Origin of the sequence: Nocardia sp. NPDC004068, assembly GCF_042874315.1 — a bacterium.
Taxonomy (GTDB): domain Bacteria; phylum Actinomycetota; class Actinomycetes; order Mycobacteriales; family Mycobacteriaceae; genus Nocardia.
In genome coordinates this window covers 182,166-201,304 of the sequence record NZ_JBIAMW010000001.1, presented here as the reverse complement: position 1 = coordinate 201,304, position 19,139 = coordinate 182,166, and the positions used below count along the sequence as shown (strand labels likewise).

At 69.2% G+C, this 19,139-nt stretch carries 20 protein-coding genes; all 20 read right to left on the bottom strand.

Annotation, left to right across the window (positions count from 1 at the left end; genetic code table 11):
• Window positions 1–48: 48 nt before the first annotated feature.
• The gene (locus tag ACFYTQ_RS00980) at window positions 49–354 is read right to left on the bottom strand and encodes a DUF2469 domain-containing protein (protein WP_011210678.1); all 306 of its coding nucleotides are present in this window, start codon (window positions 352–354) and stop codon (window positions 49–51) included.
• 43 nt (window positions 355–397) lie between these two features.
• Window positions 398–1,132 (bottom strand): ribonuclease HII, encoded by a 735-nt coding sequence (locus tag ACFYTQ_RS00975; RefSeq protein WP_387356961.1) that lies wholly within the window; start codon window positions 1,130–1,132, stop codon window positions 398–400.
• Window positions 1,133–1,250: 118 nt separating this feature from the next.
• Window positions 1,251–2,045 (bottom strand): signal peptidase I, encoded by a 795-nt coding sequence (gene lepB, locus ACFYTQ_RS00970; protein WP_387355955.1) that lies wholly within the window; start codon window positions 2,043–2,045, stop codon window positions 1,251–1,253.
• Window positions 2,046–2,172: 127 nt separating this feature from the next.
• Window positions 2,173–2,514 (bottom strand): 50S ribosomal protein L19, encoded by a 342-nt coding sequence (gene rplS / locus ACFYTQ_RS00965; protein WP_387355953.1) that lies wholly within the window; start codon window positions 2,512–2,514, stop codon window positions 2,173–2,175.
• Between the two features lie 186 nt (window positions 2,515–2,700).
• A complete protein-coding gene (locus ACFYTQ_RS00960) occupies window positions 2,701–3,570 on the bottom strand; it encodes a hypothetical protein (RefSeq protein WP_387355951.1) in 870 nt (289 codons plus the stop codon).
• Window positions 3,571–3,663: 93 nt separating this feature from the next.
• A complete protein-coding gene (locus ACFYTQ_RS00955) occupies window positions 3,664–6,078 on the bottom strand; it encodes a Tex family protein (protein WP_387355950.1) in 2,415 nt (804 codons plus the stop codon).
• A 34-nt stretch (window positions 6,079–6,112) separates the two neighbouring features.
• A complete protein-coding gene (gene trmD, locus ACFYTQ_RS00950; protein WP_387355948.1) occupies window positions 6,113–6,796 on the bottom strand; it encodes a tRNA (guanosine(37)-N1)-methyltransferase TrmD in 684 nt (227 codons plus the stop codon).
• 1 nt (window position 6,797) lies between these two features.
• On the bottom strand, window positions 6,798–7,322 hold the full coding sequence (rimM, locus tag ACFYTQ_RS00945; protein ID WP_387355946.1) for a ribosome maturation factor RimM: 525 nt from the start codon (window positions 7,320–7,322) through the stop codon (window positions 6,798–6,800).
• Window positions 7,323–7,565 (bottom strand): RNA-binding protein, encoded by a 243-nt coding sequence (locus ACFYTQ_RS00940; RefSeq protein ID WP_387355944.1) that lies wholly within the window; start codon window positions 7,563–7,565, stop codon window positions 7,323–7,325.
• On the bottom strand, window positions 7,565–7,993 hold the full coding sequence (rpsP, locus tag ACFYTQ_RS00935; protein WP_387355942.1) for a 30S ribosomal protein S16: 429 nt from the start codon (window positions 7,991–7,993) through the stop codon (window positions 7,565–7,567). The genes ACFYTQ_RS00940 and rpsP overlap by 1 nt, the downstream gene beginning before the upstream one ends.
• Window positions 7,994–8,185: 192 nt before the next feature.
• The gene (locus ACFYTQ_RS00930) at window positions 8,186–8,809 is read right to left on the bottom strand and encodes a Uma2 family endonuclease (RefSeq protein WP_387355940.1); all 624 of its coding nucleotides are present in this window, start codon (window positions 8,807–8,809) and stop codon (window positions 8,186–8,188) included.
• 36 nt (window positions 8,810–8,845) lie between these two features.
• Complete coding sequence (locus ACFYTQ_RS00925) at window positions 8,846–9,391, bottom strand: Uma2 family endonuclease (RefSeq protein ID WP_387355938.1); 546 nt, start codon at window positions 9,389–9,391, stop codon at window positions 8,846–8,848.
• Between the two features lie 212 nt (window positions 9,392–9,603).
• Complete coding sequence (locus tag ACFYTQ_RS00920) at window positions 9,604–10,698, bottom strand: amidohydrolase family protein (protein WP_387356959.1); 1,095 nt, start codon at window positions 10,696–10,698, stop codon at window positions 9,604–9,606.
• Window positions 10,699–10,706: 8 nt separating this feature from the next.
• Entirely contained in the window at window positions 10,707–12,269 is a 1,563-nt protein-coding gene (gene ffh, locus ACFYTQ_RS00915) for a signal recognition particle protein (protein ID WP_387355936.1), read from the bottom strand.
• A 62-nt stretch (window positions 12,270–12,331) separates the two neighbouring features.
• Window positions 12,332–12,646 (bottom strand): hypothetical protein, encoded by a 315-nt coding sequence (locus ACFYTQ_RS00910; protein WP_387355934.1) that lies wholly within the window; start codon window positions 12,644–12,646, stop codon window positions 12,332–12,334.
• A gap of 157 nt (window positions 12,647–12,803) precedes the next feature.
• Window positions 12,804–15,194 (bottom strand): [protein-PII] uridylyltransferase, encoded by a 2,391-nt coding sequence (locus ACFYTQ_RS00905; protein WP_387356957.1) that lies wholly within the window; start codon window positions 15,192–15,194, stop codon window positions 12,804–12,806.
• A 118-nt stretch (window positions 15,195–15,312) separates the two neighbouring features.
• Entirely contained in the window at window positions 15,313–15,651 is a 339-nt protein-coding gene (locus tag ACFYTQ_RS00900) for a P-II family nitrogen regulator (protein ID WP_387355933.1), read from the bottom strand.
• Between the two features lie 4 nt (window positions 15,652–15,655).
• Window positions 15,656–17,056 carry an ammonium transporter gene (locus ACFYTQ_RS00895; RefSeq protein ID WP_387355931.1) on the bottom strand — a complete coding sequence of 467 codons (1,401 nt, stop codon included), beginning with the start codon at window positions 17,054–17,056 and terminating at the stop codon, window positions 15,656–15,658.
• Window positions 17,057–17,256: 200 nt separating this feature from the next.
• Window positions 17,257–18,648 (bottom strand): signal recognition particle-docking protein FtsY, encoded by a 1,392-nt coding sequence (gene ftsY, locus ACFYTQ_RS00890; RefSeq protein WP_387355929.1) that lies wholly within the window; start codon window positions 18,646–18,648, stop codon window positions 17,257–17,259.
• Between the two features lie 57 nt (window positions 18,649–18,705).
• Entirely contained in the window at window positions 18,706–19,113 is a 408-nt protein-coding gene (locus ACFYTQ_RS00885; RefSeq protein WP_387355927.1) for an RpiB/LacA/LacB family sugar-phosphate isomerase, read from the bottom strand.
• Between the last annotated feature and the right edge of the window lie 26 nt (window positions 19,114–19,139).

Here is a 19,139-nt window from a genome sequence, read left to right as displayed (position 1 = left end):
GGAAACAGATAGCCTGTGGACAACGGATTCGCTGTGGACAACTCCCCGTCACTCGGGCAGGCGGAGGTCCGGTTTCTCCAGCTCCTCGATGTTCACATCCTTGAAGGTGATGACGCGGACGTGTTTGACGAAGCGGGCGGGACGGTACATGTCCCACACCCATGCGTCGGACATGCGCACCTCGAAATACACCTCGCCGTCGGCGTTCTGGGGTCGCAGCTCGACCGAATTGGCGAGGTAGAAGCGCCGCTCCGTCTCCACCACGTACGAGAACTGACCGACGATGTCCTTGTACTCGCGATACAGCGAGAGTTCCATCTCGGTTTCGTACTTCTCGAGGTCCTCGGCACTCATCGGGTGGGACGTCCTCCTTCTGGCCACTTATGCGGTGCTGACATCATCTCGCATGCGCGGCATCGACAGCCACTCGCGTCGCATCCGGCATGTCCGGGTCGATCTCGATCGGATCGATGGAATCGGTCAGCCGGACATTGCGCCACGAGCGGCGATGTTCACTGCTGGGGCCGAGCTCCTTCAGCGCGGCCATGTGCTCGGGGGTGTTGTAGCCCTTGTGGGCGGCGAATCCGTAACCCGGCAGGCGCCGGTCCATCTCGACCATGATGCGGTCGCGGGTGACCTTGGCCAGGATGCTCGCCGCGGCGATGCAGGCCGCCGCCGCGTCGCCGCCGATCACCGGCAGCGACGGCACGGGGATGCCGGGCACGCGGAAGCCGTCGGTCAGCACGTAACCGGGTTCGGTGTCCAGGCCCATCACCGCGCGGCGCATGCCCTCGATATTGGCGACGTGGATGCCGATGCTGTCGATCTCCCAGGCCGGGATGATCACGACCTTCCAGGCCAGGGCGCGGCGCTGGATCACCGGGAACAGGCGTTCGCGGGTGGCCTCGGTCAGCTTCTTGGAGTCGTCGAGGTCGGCCAGCGAGTCGTACGCCTTGGGCGCGAGCAGGCAGGACGCCACCACGAGCGGGCCCGCGCAGCACCCGCGTCCGGCCTCGTCCACCCCCGCGACCGGACCCAGCCCGCTGCGGATCAACGCCGCCTCGAGGGTGCGCAACCCGCCCGCCTTGCGCATCACCACTCGCGGCGGCCAATCACCGCCCCGAACAGCAATGGTCCGAATCCCTTTGCCGCTCTTGCCGTTCCGAGCGACGCGCTGCTGCTTGCGCCCCACTGCACCCACCGTTCGATTATGCCGTGGCCGTCCGTGTTCGCTGCGCCCGACCCCGCGGCTACTGCGGGTTCTGCGCGTGCACCGGACCGATCCGGCTCGGCGGCCAGATCTTGAACACGGCCTTACCGCGCACGTCGCTCACCGGCACGGTGCCCTGGTACTGGTCCTCGACGTGGGCGCGCGAGTCGGCCGAGCGGTTGCGGTTGTCGCCCATCACCCACAGATGCCCGTCGGGCACCTTGATCGGACCGAACTCGCGACCCACGGCATTGGAGGACGCATAGGGGAGGCCGGGCGTGTAGGGGACGAGGTAGCGGGCGTACGGCTCGTCGAGGGGTTTGCCGTCGACGAGGACGCGGCCCTGCGAGTCGCAGCACTGCACGGTCTGGCCGCCGACCGCGATGACGCGCTTGACGAGGTCGTTCTCGTCGGGCGGGACCAGGCCGAAGAAGGAGAAGAAGTTCTGGATGCCGCGCAGCACGACGTTGCTGTTGCGGTTGGAGTGGTAGGTCCGGTTCCAGGAATCGGTGGGGCCGACGAATACGACCACGTCACCGGGCTTGGGATCGCCGAAGTCGTAGCTCAGTTTCTCGACGTAGATGCGGTCGCCGGTGCACCCGGTGCAGCCGTGCAGGGTCGTCTCCATCGACTCCGACGGGATCACGTAGGGGCGGCCGATGAAGTTGACCACCAGCGCCGCGATGACCGCCGCGATGACGATCAGAATCGGCAACTCCTGCCAGAACGGGCGACTCTTCTTCTTGTCGCCGCGTCGGCGCCGTTTCGGCGAGTGTTCGCCCGAGCGCCCGTCGCCTGGTTCCGGCACCGTCACCGACTCACTCTCCTCTGCCACGCCGATCAGACTAGCCGAGCACGCCCCGAGTGGGCGCGCCGCCGCCTGAGCGTATGCCATGAAATGTCCACCGCCGCAAACAGAAGACCCCCGGCCGCGGGCCGGGGGTCTCGAGATGAGCCGTCGCTCAGCGCTTTTCCTTGATCTTGGCGGCCTTGCCGCGCAGATCGCGCAGGTAGTACAGCTTGGCGCGGCGAACGTCACCGCGGGTCACGACATCGATGTGGTCGATGTTGGGGCTGTGCACCGGGAAGGTGCGCTCCACGCCGACACCGAAGGAGACCTTGCGGACCGTGAAGGTCTCGCGGATGCCGCCACCCTGGCGCCGGATGACGACGCCCTTGAAGACCTGGATGCGCTCCTTGTTGCCTTCGATGACCTTCACGTGCACATTGACGGTGTCGCCCGGCCGGAAGTCGGGGACATCGGTGCGCAGCGACTTTTCGTCGACGAAGTCGAGGGTGTTCATTTCCGTCCTTTGGGAAGTTCGCGTGAACAGAGGAACCTGGCGGCTCGAGCTCGACCGGTTCGTGCTCCGGATATGGGCGGTGCGCCGGGCCGGGGGCCCAGGGCAACCCGGCTATTGTGCCAGACCGCGCGGGGACACCGTTAATCGGGCCCTGCCAGGGGCGATGGGTCCGCCGGTGGCCGGTCGCTAGTGCATCTCGGCGACCTGCCGGGTCACCCGGGATTGGGCGGGCGGGGCGGGGGCGGGCACGACCTTGCGGGCCAGTTCCTCCTCGGCGGCGCGGCGGACGTGGGCGACGTCGGGCTTTCCGGCGATGAGGTCCTGGACGAAGATCTTGGCGCGGATGACCGGGCGGCGATACCGGCGCTCGCGGCGGATCGCGCGCTGCATGAGACGGGACCGGCCCGCGTAGCGCCAGCGGGCCCAGGGCGCGCCGGGGCGGCTCAGACGCAGCGCGCCGACGAGCAGCAGCGGCAGAAAGAACATGCCGAACAGGCCGGTCCAGATCTTGCCCTTGGCGATCACGATCGCGGCCAGACCGAGGTTCACCAGCGAGAACACCGTGATGAGGGCGCGGCCGGGCAGGCTGTCGTCGTGGCGGATGTCGTTGATGTCCAGCAGCCACAGCGGATGGAAGCCGAGCAACAGCAGACCGGTCACCGCGAGCGCCACGAAGACCGCGTCCACCGAGGTGCGGCCCTGCTCCTCCCAGTAGACGTCGCGCAGGTAGTAGATGAGCGCGAACTCGTCGAGCACCAGCGCCGCGCCCACGCCGAACGACGCGGCCAGCGCGCTGACCGTGCCCACCCCGCTGCGATACGTCGTCACCATGCCGATGCCCGACAGCAGCACCAGCACCACGCCGAACACCATGTGGTGGATGTGCACGTCACCGGCGCGCAGATTGCCCGGCCACCACCGCACCCGCTTGCGGATCAGCCGCACGCTGAGCCGGATCAGCAGGAAGCCCACGATGAAGCCGAGCAGGAAGCACATCAACGGCAATCGCCCCGCGTCCAGCACGGAGTCGTCGAACCACCGTCGCACATCCGTCATACCCACTCGCCCCCGCGTGTCCGATACCTTCGCCCAGCCACATTGTGCAGCACGCACGCGACATCGGGCCGAACCGCGGCCGTCGAGCGGATGTCAGCGGCCGAAGCCCGCCCGCCGCAACGCGTCGGCCATCGAGCCGGTGGGTTCGGGGGCGTTGCGGCGCTGGCCGCCGCGGTTCTGATTGCCCTTCGCCTGGTTGCCCCGGTTCTGGTTCTGGCCCTGGGCGCGCTGGCGCGGATTGCCGCCGCGCTGACCCTGCCCCTTGTCGGGCTTGCCGCCCGCGCCGGGTTCGTCGTCCAGGCGCAGCGAGAGGCCGATGCGCTGGCGCGCGACATCGACCTCGAGCACCTTCACCTTGACCACGTCGCCGGACTTGACGACCTCGCGGGGATCGCGAACGAAGTTGTGCGACATGGCCGAAACGTGCACCAGACCGTCCTGATGCACGCCCACGTCCACGAACGCGCCGAACGCCGCGACATTGGTGACCACGCCCTCGAGCACCATGCCGGGCTTCAGGTCGGCGACCTTCTCGATGCCCGCGGCGAACTCGGCGGTCTTGAACTCCGGGCGCGGGTCGCGGCCCGGCTTCTCCAGTTCGGCGATGATGTCGGTGACGGTGGGCAGACCGAACGTGTCGTCGGTGAACGCGTCGGGGCGCAGCGAGCGCAGCACCGAGGTGTTGCCGATGAGTTCCTGGATGCCCCGGCCGGTGTCGTCGAGGATGCGCCGCACCACCGGATACGCCTCGGGATGCACCGCGGAGGTATCGAGCGGATCGTCGCCGCCGCGGATGCGCAGGAAGCCCGCGCACTGTTCGAACGCCTTGGGGCCCAGCCGCGGAACGCTCAGCAGCGCGGTGCGGCTGCGGAAGGGCCCGTTCTGATCACGGTGCGTCACAATGGATTCCGCGACCGTGGACGAGATGCCCGACACGCGCGACAGCAGCGGCACCGAGGCGGTGTTCACGTCGACGCCGACGGCGTTCACCGCGTCCTCGACCACCGCGCCCAGCGAACGGGCCAGCAGGGATTCGGAGACGTCGTGCTGGTACTGGCCGACGCCGATCGACTTGGGCTCGATCTTCACCAGCTCGGCCAGCGGGTCCTGGAGGCGGCGGGCGATCGAGACCGCGCCGCGCAGCGAGACGTCCAGGTCGGGCAGTTCCTGGGAGGCGTAGGCCGAGGCCGAGTACACCGACGCGCCTGCCTCGGAGACGACGATCTTGGTCGGCTTGTTGTCGGGAATGCGCGAGATCAGTTCGGCGGCAAGGGCATCCGTCTCGCGGGAGGCGGTGCCGTTGCCGATGGCGATCAGCTCGACATTGAACCGGGCCACCAGCGCGGCGAGCACGGCCAGCGACTTCTCGGTCTGACCCTGCGGCTTGTGCGGGTAGATGGTCTCGGTGGCGAGCACCTTGCCGGTGCCGTCGACGACGGCGACCTTGACGCCGGTGCGGTAGCCCGGATCCAGGCCCATGGTGGTGCGGTTGCCCGCGGGCGCGGCGAGCAGCAGATCGCGCAGGTTGGCGGCGAAGACGTCGACGGCGTCCTTCTCCGCGGACTGCCGCAGCCGCATGCGGATATCGATGCCGAGGCTGACCTGGAGTTTGGTGCGCCAGGCCCAGCGCACGGTGTCCAGCAGCCAGGAGTCGGCGGGGCGACCCCGGTCGGCGATGTCGAACTTCAGCGCGATGCGGCCCTCGAAGATGCTGCGCTCGCCCTCCTCCGGCTCCTCGCTGTCGGGTTCGAGGTGCAGGGTGAGGATCTCCTCCTTCTCACCGCGCAGCAGGGCGAGGATGCGGTGCGAGGGGAGTTTGGTGAACGGCTCGCTGAAGTCGAAGTAGTCGGAGAACTTCGCGCCCGCCTCCTCCTTGCCCGCGCGTACCCGGGAGGAGATGCGGCCGCGGTTCCACATGAGTTCGCGCAGTTCGCCAACCAGGTCGGCGTCCTCGGCGAAGCGTTCGACCAGGATCGCGCGGGCGCCGTCGAGCTGTTCGGCAGTGTACTGGGCGGGGTCGGTGGACGGATCCTTCAGTAGGGCGTCGGCGACGGGTTCGTGTCCGGCCTCGCGCGCGATCTGGGCCTTGGTGCGGCGCTTGGGCTTGTAGGGCAGGTAGATGTCCTCGAGGCGGGCCTTGGTCTCGGCGAGCATGATCTGCTGCTCCAGCGCGGCGTCCAATTTGCCCTGGCCCCGGATGGATTCGAGAATCGACACCCGGCGCTCGTCCAGTTCGCGCAGGTAGTGCAGGCGCTCCTCGAGATGACGCAGTTGCGCGTCGTCGAGGCCGCCGGTGACCTCCTTGCGGTAGCGCGCCACGAACGGCACGGTCGAGCCGCCGTCGAGCAGTTCGACGGCCGCTCTGACCTGTTCGTCGCGCACACTCAGCTCGTCGGCGATGCGACGGCTGACACTGGCCAGGCGGACGGTGCTGACGGGTTCGGAGGCTGTCGTCACGTCCGCAGACACTACAGAGTTCCTCCGACGGGCATCCACATACGCACCCATTTCGGTGCGGCGGACCGGGGAGATTCGGGCGAATTCACTCCGGCGGCAACAGGTCCGGGCGACGTTCCCGGGTGCGCGCGAGAGCTTGTTCGTGGCGCCAGGATTCGATCTTGGCGTGGTTGCCGGAGAGGAGGATCTCGGGGACGTCGAGGCCGCGCCAGGAGACCGGGCGGGTGTAGCTGGGGCCCTCGAGGAGGCCGTCGGAGAACGAATCCTGTTGATGCGATTGCTGATTGCCGAGGACGCCGGGGACGAGTCGGACGACGGCCTCGGTGATGACGAGGACCGCGGCCTCGCCGCCGATGAGGACGTAGTCGCCGATGCTGACCTCCTCGACGCGCACGCGGCGGGCGGCGTCGTCGACGACGCGTTGGTCGATGCCCTCGTAGCGGCCGCAGGCGAAGACGAGATGCCGCTCGCGCGACCAGCGTTGGGCGGTGGCCTGGGTGAACGGGACGCCCGCGGGGGTGGGGACGATCAGGACGGCGTCGTCGGGGCAGACCTCGTCGAGGGCGTCGCCCCAGACGGTCGGTTTCATGACCATGCCGGGGCCGCCGCCGTAGGGCGAGTCGTCGACGGCCTGGTGCACGTCATGGGTCCAGCGGCGCAGATTGTGCACGCCCAGTTCGACGATGCCCTTCTCGATCGCCTTGCCCAGCAACGCCGTTCGCAGCGGTTCGAGGTATTCGGGGAAGATCGTGATCACATCGATCCGCATCTCACTCCCCGTCGAGCAGGCCCTCGGGCGGATCGATGACGATCAGGCCCTCGGCGATCGAGACGGTCGGCACGATCGCGGTGACGAACGGGACCAGGATCTCGCGGCCGTCGTCGGCGGCGCGGATCGACAGCAGTTCGCCCGCGGCCGAATGCAGTACCTCGGTGACCTCGCCGACGACGGTGTCGTCGGGCAGCCGGACGGTGAGGCCCTCGAGTTCGTGGTCGTAGAACTCGTCGGGATCCTCCGACGGCGGGAGGTCGGCGGTGTCGACCAGGAACAGGGTGCCGCGCAACGCGTCCGCCGCGGTGCGGTCGTCGACGCCGGTCAACCGGACGAGGAGACGGCCCGAATGGTCACGGGCCGACTCCACGGTGTAGGACCGGATGTCGGTCGAGCGGGGGGCGCGGCCGCGCAGGACCGCGCCCGGGGCGAACCTCAGCTCGGGTTCGTCGGTGCGCACCTCGACGACGAGTTCGCCGCGCACCCCATGGGATTTGGCGACCCGCCCGACGACGAGTTCCATCTACTGATCGGTGTCGACCACGTCGACCCGGATGCCCCGGCCGCCGATCCCGGCGACGAGGGTGCGCAGCGCGGTCGCGGTGCGTCCGCCGCGGCCGATCACCTTGCCCAGATCGTCCGGGTGGACGTGCACCTCGACCGTGCGGCCGCGGCGGCTGGTGATGAGTTCGACGCGGACGTCGTCGGGATTGGCGACGATGCCGCGAACCAGGTGTTCGACGGCATCGGCGACGACGGTGCTCATTACTCCGCGGCCTCGGTCTCGGCGGCCTCGTCGGCCTTCTTGGCGGCCTTCTTCTTCGGGGTGACGGCCTCGGCGACGGGCTCGCTGTCGGCGGCGGCCAGCGCGGCGTTGAACAGATCCAGCTTGGAGGGCTTGGCGGCCTTGACCTTCAGGGTGCCCTCGGCGCCGGGCAGGCCCTTGAACTTCTGCCAGTCGCCGGTGATCTCCAGGATGCGCTTGACCGGCTCGGTCGGCTGCGCGCCGACGCCCAGCCAGTACTGCACGCGCTCGGAGTCGACCTCGATCAGCGAGGGCTCCTCCTTGGGGTGGTACTTGCCGATCGACTCGATGGCCCGGCCGTCGCGACGGGTCCGCGCGTCCGCGACGACGATGCGGTACTGCGGGGTGCGGATCTTGCCGAGCCGGGTGAGCTTGATCTTGACAGCCATGTGCTGCTGATGCCTTTCGATGTTTCGGTCACGGTCGCAATTCAGCGACCCGCACGGAGTACGGGCCCGGTTTTGCGTCAGGTGCGGTGACCGCCGCGCGGTACGGAACCGGAGACGGGCTGACACCGTCCTCGACGAGGACGATCGACCATTCTGCCAGACGGGGTGGCGGTGGTTGAAATCGGTCCGTTCTCAGTGCAGATCCGCCGTGCGGACTTCGACCGGAACAGGTGCGGGAGGGCTGATGATCTCGCCGGACTCGACGAAGACCTCTTGTCGATAGCCGTTCTCCCCGAGCCGGTATCCCCAGAACTTGGCGGGTTCCCGATTCGGCAGTTCCACGATCCACAAGTACGGAATCCGCGCCCCCGCATACGCCGCGACCTTGGTGTCCCGCTCGGCGCGACTGTTGCCGGGCGACCAGACCTCCACCGCGAGAACCACGTTCTCGGGAGCGAAACTGGTGTGGTGGAAATCGACGTCCACCACGGCGACATCCGGGATGACGCCGGTCCGGAACGCCGTACTCAAACGCACGCCCACCCCGGGAAGCACATGGAGATCACCCCGCCCCGCGGCTTTCAAGGCTTCGTCCAACCACATGGCGAGCCGAAAGCTGGCGTGCTGATGCGAACCCGTAGGCGGCGGCGTCATGTACAGATACCCCAGAATGAGCTCGAGTCGAGATCCATCAACCGGCTGTTCCTCGGCCAGCCAGTCTTCCACAGTCGTGGGACCCAGAGGGTGAATCGTCGATACCTCGGCGCTCATGGTCATGATCCGTCCGATCGCGTCGGTGGTGTGGGATATGTCCAACAGCACTCATTCTGACACGTGGCGTTCCGACACATGTCAGACCAGCCCGTCGAGGTCGATCGCGAGCGGGACCGGCACGGTGGTCGTGAAGCGGCCCGAGGCGGCGGGGGCTTCGACGTAGCCGAAGTCACCGGCCAGGTGGTAGGCGGTCAAGGTGATCGGGGCGACCAGGTCGAGGACCCAGTAGTTGGGGATTCCGGCTTCGGCGTATTCGACGGGTTTGGTGACCGTGCCGGTCCGTCGCGATCCGGGAGAGATGATTTCGACCGCTACCAGGACTTCCTCGGGACGCAATCGCTTCTCCGGGCCGTCCGTCGGGGTGATGACGAGATCCGGGATCCGGATGGTGGGCGGGTCGCTGTCGTCGACGCACACCTCGAACTCCGTCAGCACCTCGAGGTCGGGTGGGAGTTGCTCGGCCAGTTGCCGGGCCAGGCGGAGACCGGCACGCGCGTGTGTTCGCATCGGGCGGGGCGACACGATGAGCACACCTTCCTGCAACTCGATGTGAGCACTGGTGTCCTCCGGCAACTCGTCCCACTCGGCCAGCGACAGCAGTCTTGGTAGCGGTGAAATCGTCATGCGAGGTCCTCGGCGGCCATCGTCGAATCCGTCCGGTCGCATCGGGTGAAGGATCGGTCCTTCGAACGAGGACATTCTGACACGGACAGGGTCGAGAACCCGACGCCGACACCGTGCGCCCCCGGCCGGGGCATCCCCTCAACCGCCTGCCCCGGGCCGGTGGACGGTTGTCCAGATCTTATCGGATGGAAGGAATGTTCGCCGGGTTGCGGTCAGCGGTGGGTCGTGACGGGGTCGCGGCCGGGGTAGGGGTGGCCGCGGAGGACGACGTGGGTGGGGGTGGCCAGGGTGGCGAGGTCGGTGCGTGGGTCCGATTGGTAGACGACGAGATCGGCGGGGGCGTCGGGTTCGAGGCCGGGGTGGCCGAGCCAGGTGCGGGCGTTCCAGGAGGACGCGCCGAGGGCCTCGTGGGGGGTGAGGCCCGCGTTCGCGAGGGCCTGGATCTCGTCGGCGATGCGGCCGTGGCGGATGGAGCCGCCCGCGTCGGTGCCGGTGTAGATGGGGACGCCCGCGTCGTGGGCGTCGGCGACGGTGTCGCGAACGCGGCGGTGGAGGTCGCGCATGTGGGCGGCGTAGGTGGGGTATTTCGTTGCGCCGGAGGCGATGTCGGGGAAGGTGTCGATATTGACGAGGGTGGGGACCAGGGCGGTGCCGTGGGCCACCATCAGGGCGATGGTGTCGTCGGTGAGGCCGGTGCCGTGTTCGAGGCAGTCGATGCCGGATTCGATGAGGCCGGGCAGGGCGTCCTCGCCGAAGACGTGCGCGGTGACGCGGGCGCCCTCGCGGTGGGCCGCGTCGATGGCCTCCTTCAGGATCGCGTCGCTCCACAACGGGCGCAGGTCGCCGACCGAACGATCGATCCAATCACCGACGATCTTGACCCAGCCGTCGCCGCGGCGGGCCTGGTCGGCGACGATCCGCGGCAGGTCGCGTTCGTCGTCGAGTTCGATGCCGAGTTCGCGGATGTAGCGCTTGGGCCGCGCGATGTGGCGGCCCGCGCGAATGATCCGCGGCAGGTCGTCGCGGTCGTCGATGAAGCGGGTGTCGATGGGTGAGCCCGCGTCGCGCAGCAGCAGCGCGCCCGCGTCGCGTTCGGTCTCGGCCTGGGCGACCGCCCCGGCGCGGTCCTCGTGGCCGCCGCCGTAGCGGATGCCGACGTGACAGTGGGCGTCGACCAGGCCGGGCACGATCCAGCCTGTGTCGCACAGGGTTTCGGCGTCGCGGACGGGTTCGAAGGAGATCCGCCCGTCGCGCACCCACAGGTCCCGGACCTCGTCGTCGGGCAGGACCACTCCGCGCAGATGCAGCCGCACGGTCAGTTCTTCGGGAACTTCAGCTTCGAGATGTCGATGCCGTCCAGGCCGGGCGGCAACTGGTCCAGGCCCGCGGGCATGTTCGACAGGTCGGGGAATCCGGCGGGCATACCGCCCGGCAGCGCGGGCATCCCGGGGAACCCACCACGCACCTTCGGCGGCGTCGGGCCGCGACCACCCTTCTTGCCCTTCTTCCCCTTCTTGCCGCCGCGCCGGTTGCCGCCGGGCATACCCATCTGACGGCCCATCGCGGCCATCATCTTCTTGGCCTCGAAGAAGCGGTCGACGAGCTGGTTGACCTCCGAGACCGTCACGCCCGAGCCGTTGGCGATGCGCAGCCGACGGGAGGCGTTGATGATCTTGGGGTTGTCGCGTTCGGCGGGGGTCATACCGCGGATGATGGCCTGCACCCGGTCGAGCTGCTTGTCGTCGACCGCGGCCAGCGCGTCCTTCATCTGGTTGGCGCCGGGCAGCATGCCGAGCAGGTTGGCGATCGGGCCCATCTTGCGGATGGCGAGCATCTGCTCGAGGAAGTCCTCGAGGGTCATCTCCCCCGAGCCGATCTTGCGCGCGGCCTCCTCGGCCTGCTGCTGGTCGTAGACCTGTTCGGCCTGCTCGATCAGGGTGAGCAGATCGCCCATGCCGAGAATGCGGCTGGACATGCGGTCGGGGTGGAAGACATCGAAGTCCTCGAGCTTCTCACCGGTGGAGGCGAACAGGATCGGCACGCCCGTCACCTCGCGCACGCTCAGCGCCGCACCGCCGCGGGCGTCGCCGTCGAGCTTGGTGAGCACCACGCCGGTGAAGCCGACACCGTCGCGGAACGCCTCGGCCGTGGTGACCGCGTCCTGACCGATCATGGCGTCGAGCACGAACAGCGTCTCGTCGGGCTGGACCGCGTCGCGGATGCCCGCGGCCTGCCGCATGAGCTCCTCGTCGATGCCGAGTCGGCCCGCGGTGTCGACGATGACCACGTCGTACTGCTTCTGCCGGGCCTCCTCGACGCCCGCCTTCGCGACCTCGACGGGATCGGCCGCGGTGATGCCCAACTGGTTCTCGCCGCCGATCGAGGTGCCCGGATGCGGCGCGAACACCGGCACCCCGGCCCGCTCGCCGACCACCTGGAGCTGGGTCACCGCGCCCGGGCGTTGCAGATCGCAGGCCACCAGCAGCGGCGTATGTCCTTGGCCGCGCAGCCATTTCGCGAGTTTGCCCGCGAGGGTCGTCTTACCGGCGCCCTGCAGACCCGCCAGCATGACGACCGTGGGCGGGTTCTTGGCGTACCGCAGCCGCCGGGTCTCGCCGCCGAGGATGCCGATGAGCTCCTCGTTGACGATCTTGACGACCTGCTGCGCGGGGTTGAGCGCCGCCGAGACCTCCGCGCCCTTGGCGCGATCCTTGATCCGCGCGATGAACTGCCGCACCACCGGCAGCGCGACGTCGGCCTCGAGCAGGGCGAGCCGGATCTCCCGCGCGGTCGCGTCGATATCGGCCGGTGACAGTCGCCCTTTCCCGCGCAGATCCTGCAGGGCACCGGTCAACCGGTCGGACAGGGATTCGAACACCGATCGCGCTCCTGGTTTCTCGAGAGGGGACGTCACTCGTCATACCAGGGTACGGGCACGGATCAATCCAGTGAGCGCCGCCTGGGCCGAGGGGTCTGGCGGATGTCGCGATCCTCGGCGGCCACCATGCCCGCCGCCTCGCGCGCGGTCAGGCCGAGTTGGCGGGCCATGGGGTCCAGGCTGGACCAGTCCACGTCGCCGAACCCGGTCTGCTCGTCGACCGTCGCGGCGATGGTCATCGCGGTGACGGCCTGCGTGCCGGTGAGGGTGCGGCCGGGCAGCCACGACACCACCCACCGGTCGTCGCCGACGCAGCGCGCGATGTGCCGGGTGCGGTCGCTGGTCATGATCGATGCGGACACGACTTCGATGGCCACCGATCCCGCTCCCCTCACGCTCGACCAGCATTGTGAAGCTCGGACGAGGCTGATATTAGGGTGGGCGCACGGGCTCGGCGGCCGAGTCGGAGCGACGGCTTGCAACGATCTGGTTAACCAGCAGGTGTCCAGTCCGGATACTCGCCGCGGACCCGGTTCAGCTGTCCGTTTCCGGCGGTTTCTTCGGTTCGGGATGCGGAACCACCGCCAGCAACGCCGCCTCGATCTCCGCGCGGCGGGCGGGGGTGTCGTCGGCCCCGAGATCCAGGCAGAACGCGTCGACCACGGCCGCGCCCATCGTCACCACCTTCGCCCAGCGGACGTCCGCGCCCGTGCGGGCCAGCGCGGCGGCCAGCCGGGTGAGCAGCCCGATGCGGTCCTCGGCGCGCAGTTCCAGCAGCACCGGGCCGCCGATCGTGCTGTCGCTCCACATGATTCGCGGTTCGGCCTGGGCGTACGGGCTGGACCGCAGGCCCGAATCGCGTTCCTTCTTCGCCAGTGCCGATTCCACGTTCAGGTCGCCGTTGATCGCCCGGATCAGCTCCTGACGCAGCAGCCCCGCGTCCGGCGGATCGCCGAACTTCGGGGTGACGACGAAAGTGTCGATGGCCGACTCCCCCGCCCCGCCCAGCGACGCCGACAGCACCCGCAGCGAATGCAGGGCCAGCACCCCCGCGGCCTCGGAGAGCAGGCCGGGCGTGTCGGGGGCGATGACGGTGACCAGATGGGTGTAGCGCCCGTCGCCGGGCCGCAGCTCGACGTGCACGCCGCCGGACTTGGCCTTCTCCACCAGTTCCGGATCGATCGGATCCGGTTGCGGCAGTGGCTCACCCGCCATGGCCAGCCGCGAGCGCCGCACCAGATCGCCGATGAGCGACGCCTTCCAGTCGCCCCACACGCCGGGACCGGTGGCCAGCGAATCGGCCTCGGCCAGGGTGTGCAGCAACTCCAGCAGCTGCGGATCGCCGTCGAGCGCGTCCACGACCGACTGCGTGGTCTGCGGATCGGCGAGATCGCGCCGGGTCGCGGTGTCGGGCAGCAACAGGTGATAGCGCACGATCGCGCTGAGCGTGCGCACATCCGACGGCCACAGCCCCAACCGGCGGCCGATCTGGGTGGCCAGTTCGGCGCCGACGATGCTGTGATCCTCGGTGCGGCCCTTGCCGATATCGTGCAGCAACGCGCCGAGCAGCAGCAGGTCCGGGCGGGCGACGCGGGTGCTCAGCGCGCCCGCGTAGGCGACGGTCTCCACCAGGTGCCGGTCCACGGTCCAGGTGTGCATGGGATCGCGCGGCGGCAGGTCGCGCACCGCGCCCCACTCCGGAAACAGCCTGCCCCACAGGCCGCTTCGATCCAGCGCCTCGATCGCGTCGACCAGGGCGCGGCCGGTGCCGAGCAGGACGAGCAGATCGTTGAGGGCCTCGCGCGGCCAGGGCTCGCGTAGTTCGGGCGCGTCCTCGGAGAGCCGGTTCAGCGTGGTCGCCGACATGGGCAGCCCGGACTGCGCCGACGCCGCGGCGACGCGCAGGATCAGGCCCGGATCCCGTTGCGGCCGAGCGTCTCTCGCGAGCACCACCTCACCGGCGTGTTCGACCACGCCCTCGTCCAGCGGGCGGCGCACCGGCATCCGGCGCAGCCGCGCCAAACCCTTGCGCGGCAGGGCGTTTCCGGCGGTGCGCAGGCCCATGTCGACCGAGAAGCCGACCGTGCGGGCGGCGTCGCTGAGGGTGCGGGCCAGATCGAAGCGGTCGCCGATGCGCAGCGCCGCGCCGATCTCGTCGGCGTCCTGGGCGCGCAGCTGATCGCGGGCGCGCCCGGCCACGCGGTGCAGTTCGGTGCGCACGTCGAGCAGCCGTCGGCGGGCCTGTTTCAGGCCGCCGCCGGGCACGTCGGGGCCCAGTCCGGGCATGGCGTCGGTCAGTTGCGCGATGGCCAAGGCGTCGAGCAGCTGGATGTCGCGCAGGCCGCCGCGGCCGTTCTTGAGGTCGGGTTCGGCGCGATGGGCGATCTCGCCGCTGCGCTTCCAGCGGGTCTGCGCCTGTTCCACCAATTCGCCGAAGCGCGAACGGATTCCGGTCCGCCATTCGCGGCGCACGCCGCCGATGAGCAGATTGCTGAGTTCCTCGTCGCCCACGATGTGCCGGGCGTCGAGCAGGCCCAGCGCCGCGGTCAGATCGCTCGCGGCCACCCGCAGCGCCTGCGGGACCGTGCGGACGCTGTGGTCGAGTTTGATGTGCGCGTCCCACAGCGGGTACCAGAGCCGGTCGGCCACCTCCGCGACCCGCGCGGGGTCCACGTCGTCGTGCAACAGCACCAGATCCAGGTCCGAGTACGGCAGCATCTCCTTGCGGCCGAGCCCGCCGACCGCGATCACCGCCAGCCCGCTGTCGCGGGTGATGCCCAGTTCGGCGCCCTTGCCGGTCAGCCACAGATCGTGCAGATCGACCAGCGCCTGGCGCAGGGATTCGGCGTCGAGCCGGGGACGCCGGGTGTCGCCGCCCTCGAGGAGCTGATCGCGCGCGCGCACCAGATCCTTCGCGCCGTCCATGGATTCGTCTTTCGCCTGCTTGCCCACAACCCACCGCCCTGAAATGCGAGCGGCCCCGCCCGTCCGGAATCCCGGTGCAGGGCGAGGCCGCCGTTGGAATTGTTTTCCGCGTTTCCGCTCAGAGAGCGTCGCCGCCGCGTTCGCCGGTGCGGACCCGGATGACCGACTCCACCGGAGTGACCCAGACCTTGCCGTCACCGATCTTGCCGGTGCGGGCGGCCTCGACGATCACCTCCACGACCTTCTCCACGGAGGCGTCGTCGATCACGACCTCGACCCGGACCTTCGGGACGAAATCGACCGAGTACTCCGCGCCGCGGTAGACCTCGGTGTGGCCCTTCTGCCGTCCGTAGCCCTGCACCTCGCTGACCGTCATGCCCAGCACGCCCGCCTGCTCGAGCCCGGCCTTGACGTCCTCGAGAGTGAACGGTTTGACGATTGCGGTGATGAGTTTCATTTGGTCATGCCTCCTTGACGGCGGTACGTGCCGTGCCACCCACAGCAGCGAAATCGTATGCCGTTTCCGCGTGCGCCGAGTCGTCCATGCCCTCGAACTCCTCCTCCTCGGAGGCCCGCAGGCCGATGGTGAACTTGATCGCGAACGCGATGATCAACGACACGATGAACGAGAAGGCCAGCACGCTGAACGCGCCGACCGCCTGCTTGCCGAGCTGATCGAAACCACCACCGTAGAACAGACCGGACACGGCCGCGGGCGCCTCGGGCGCGGCGACCAGACCGACCATCAGGGTGCCGACCAGACCGCCGACCAGATGCACGCCGACCACGTCGAGCGAGTCGTCGAAACCGAGCTTGAACTTCAGCCCGACCGCGAGCGCGCACAGCACACCGGCGACCAGACCGATGATCAACGCGCCCAACACGTTCACCGAGGAACAGGACGGCGTGATGGCGACCAGACCGGCCACGATGCCCGAGGCCGCGCCCAGGCTGGTCGGCTTGCCGTCGCGCACCTTCTCCACGACCAGCCAGCCGAGCATGGCCGCGCAGGTGGCGAACGTCGTGGTGAGGAACGTCGACCCGGCCATACCGTTGGAGCTGACCGACGACCCGGCGTTGAAACCGAACCAGCCGAACCACAGCAGACCGGCGCCCAGCATGACGAAGGGCAGGTTGTGCGGGCGCATCGGCGTCTGCGGCCAGCCCTTGCGGCGGCCGAGCACCAGGCACAGCGCCAGGCCCGCGGCGCCGGCGTTGATGTGCACCGCGGTACCACCGGCGAAGTCGATCGCGTGCAGCTTGTTGGCGATCCAGCCGCCGGAGTGGACCACGTTGCCCGCGGCGTCCTTGGCGTCGAAGTCGAACACCCAGTGCGCCACCGGGAAGTAGACGACCGTCGCCCAGATCGCGGCGAAGACCAGCCAGGCACGGAACTTCAAGCGGTCCGCGACCGCACCCGAGATGAGGGCCACCGTGATGATGGCGAACATCAACTGGAAGGCCACGAAGACCGTCATCGGGATCGTGCCCGCCAGCGGGATGTCTGTGCCGGAGACCGCGGCGGCCCCCGTCGCCGGATCGGCGGGCGCGGCCTTGACGCCGTTACCTCCGATCAGGCCCTTCAGCCCGAAGAACTGCCCCGGATTGCCGACGACGCCGAACTTGTTGTCGCCGAACGCTTCCGAGAAGCCGTAGATCGCCCATAGCACGCCCACGATGCCCATCGCGGAGATGGACATCATGATCATGTTGAGCACGTTCTTCGAACGGACCATGCCTCCGTAGAAGAACGCGAGCCCTGGTGTCATCAGCAGGACGAGCGCCGAGCTCGCCAGCATCCAAGCGGTGTCACCGGTGTCCGGGACACCGACCAAGGGATACGCCACCTTGTTCCTCCTCATCTCGGGCCCGGCCAGAACTACGGCTACGAGCCTGCACAGAAGGTTCGCGATTCGGTGTTTCATCCGTGCCGCTGCGATGTTTCACCTGCGTGAACGGATCGGCCGCCGGTGTTGCGTCTGTGTTTCGGCGCTCTCTCAGCGGTTTGTAATTCCGGGTGAGACTACTGCCGCGATGCGGAAGTCGGAGGCGTTTTCGCTGGTCAGCCGAGTAGCGCGTCGACGAAGGCGCCCGGTTCGAAGGGGGCGAGGTCATCGGCCCCCTCGCCCAAACCAACCAGTTTCACCGGAACGCCGAGCTCATGCTGGACCTGGAAGACGATGCCGCCCTTGGCCGTGCCGTCGAGCTTGGTGAGCACCACGCCGGTGATGTCGACCACCTCGGCGAAGACGCGGGCCTGGGTGAGGCCGTTCTGGCCGACGGTCGCGTCGAGCACCAGCAGCACCTCGTCCACGGCCGCCTTCTTCTCCACCACGCGCTTGACCTTGCCCAGCTCGTCCATCAGGCCGGTCTTGGTGTGCAGGCGGCCCGCGGTGTCCACGAGCACCACGTCCACGCCGTTGTCGATGCCGGTGCTGACCGCGTCGAAGGCGACCGAGGCGGGGTCGGCGCCCTCGCGGCCGCGCACGGTCTCCGCACCGACGCGCTCGCCCCAGGTCTGCAACTGGTCGGCGGCGGCGGCGCGGAAGGTGTCGGCCGCGCCGAGCAGCACCCGGCGGCCGTCGGCGACCAGCACGCGCGCCAATTTGCCGGTGGTGGTGGTCTTTCCGGTGCCGTTGACGCCGACGACCAGCAGGATCGAGGGGTGGTCGTCGTGCGGCAGCGCGCGGATGGACCGGTCCATCTCCGGGCGCAGCGCCTCGACCAGCACGTCGCGCAGCACCTGGCGGGCCTGTTCGGGGGTGCGGACCGTGCGGGCGGCCAGCTCCTCGCGCAGCCGGTCGACCACGGTGGCCGTGCTGGCCGTGCCGAGGTCGGCCATGACGAGGGTGTCCTCGATCTCCTCCCAGGAGTCCTCGTCCAGATCGCCGCCGCCGAGCAGGCCGAGCAGGCTCTTGCCGACCGCGTTCTGGGAGCGGGCCAGGCGGCCGCGCAGGCGGGTGAGACGGCCGCTGGTGGGCTCGATCTCCTCGATCGGTGCGGGCGCCTCGGGTTCGGCGAGCGCGGTCGCGCCGTCGGTCTCGGGTTCGGGTTCGGCGGGTACGGGCGGCTCGGCCGGCGCCGCAGCCTCGGGCTCGCTCGGTTCCTCGATCTCCGGCTCGGGCAGGCGGACGTCGGTGATGGACCGGCGGGCCGAATCGCGCGGGATCGCGGCGTCGTCGCCGATGTGCGGCTGGCCCTCGTCGTCGGTGCGCTCGACGGGGACCGGCTCGGGCTCCTTCGGGGGCGTCAGCGTCCCGGTCCCGGCCCCGCCCTGACTGAAGCTGAACCCGCCGGACGCCGTATACCCGCCGGACCGATCGGTCAGCTCCTTGTCGGGAGCGGCCGGGGTCAGCGTGACCCGGCGGCGTTTGTACAGGACGAACCCGGCCACGAGCGCCACCACCAGCACGGCGGCGATCGCGGCGATCAGAATCCAAGCTTGCGCAGTCACGGGCCCATCCTGTCAGAACTGCCCGATGTGGTCTGCGGCACGCCACGCGCGCCGACCTCAGCCGAGGCGGCCGAAGTTGCCCGCCTCCGACTCCTCGGGCGCGGTGGTGAGGAAGGCGTCGAGCATCTCCTCGGCGACCGTCGGGGAGGTCAGGCGCAGGCCCAGGGCGAGGACGTTGGCGTCGTTCCACTTTCGGGCGCCCTCGGCGGTGGCCCGGTCGGTGCACAGGGCCGCGCGCACGCCCGCGACCTTGTTGGCCGCGATCGAGACACCCGTACCGGTCCAGCAGCACACCACACCGCGTTCGGCGCGGCCGTCGGCGACCGCCTCGGCGACGTCGCGGCCCACGTCGGGCCAGGCCAGATCGGCCGCGACGAGGACGAGTTCGTGCCCGTGCTCGGTGAGCCACCCCTGTACGTGGCGGGTCAGGTCGGTCGTTTCGTCGGTGCCGAACGCAATCCGCATGACCACGAGGGTAGTTTTCTCGCCGT

Excerpts from the sequence above, each read along its gene's own strand:
- ACFYTQ_RS00980 (WP_011210678.1), bottom strand. The coding sequence starts at position 354 with ATGAGTGCCGAGGACCTCGAGAAGTACGAAACCGAGATGGAACTCTCG.
- rplS (WP_387355953.1), bottom strand. The coding sequence starts at position 2,514 with ATGAACACCCTCGACTTCGTCGACGAAAAGTCGCTGCGCACCGATGTC.
- ACFYTQ_RS00960 (WP_387355951.1), bottom strand. The coding sequence starts at position 3,570 with ATGACGGATGTGCGACGGTGGTTCGACGACTCCGTGCTGGACGCGGGG.
- ACFYTQ_RS00955 (WP_387355950.1), bottom strand. The coding sequence starts at position 6,078 with ATGGGTGCGTATGTGGATGCCCGTCGGAGGAACTCTGTAGTGTCTGCG.
- trmD (WP_387355948.1), bottom strand. The coding sequence starts at position 6,796 with ATGCGGATCGATGTGATCACGATCTTCCCCGAATACCTCGAACCGCTG.
- rimM (WP_387355946.1), bottom strand. The coding sequence starts at position 7,322 with ATGGAACTCGTCGTCGGGCGGGTCGCCAAATCCCATGGGGTGCGCGGC.
- ACFYTQ_RS00940 (WP_387355944.1), bottom strand. The coding sequence starts at position 7,565 with ATGAGCACCGTCGTCGCCGATGCCGTCGAACACCTGGTTCGCGGCATC.
- rpsP (WP_387355942.1), bottom strand. The coding sequence starts at position 7,993 with ATGGCTGTCAAGATCAAGCTCACCCGGCTCGGCAAGATCCGCACCCCG.
- ACFYTQ_RS00925 (WP_387355938.1), bottom strand. The coding sequence starts at position 9,391 with ATGACGATTTCACCGCTACCAAGACTGCTGTCGCTGGCCGAGTGGGAC.
- ACFYTQ_RS00905 (WP_387356957.1), bottom strand. The coding sequence starts at position 15,194 with ATGGACGGCGCGAAGGATCTGGTGCGCGCGCGCGATCAGCTCCTCGAG.
- ACFYTQ_RS00900 (WP_387355933.1), bottom strand. The coding sequence starts at position 15,651 with ATGAAACTCATCACCGCAATCGTCAAACCGTTCACTCTCGAGGACGTC.
- ACFYTQ_RS00895 (WP_387355931.1), bottom strand. The coding sequence starts at position 17,056 with ATGAGGAGGAACAAGGTGGCGTATCCCTTGGTCGGTGTCCCGGACACC.
- ACFYTQ_RS00885 (WP_387355927.1), bottom strand. The coding sequence starts at position 19,113 with ATGCGGATTGCGTTCGGCACCGACGAAACGACCGACCTGACCCGCCAC.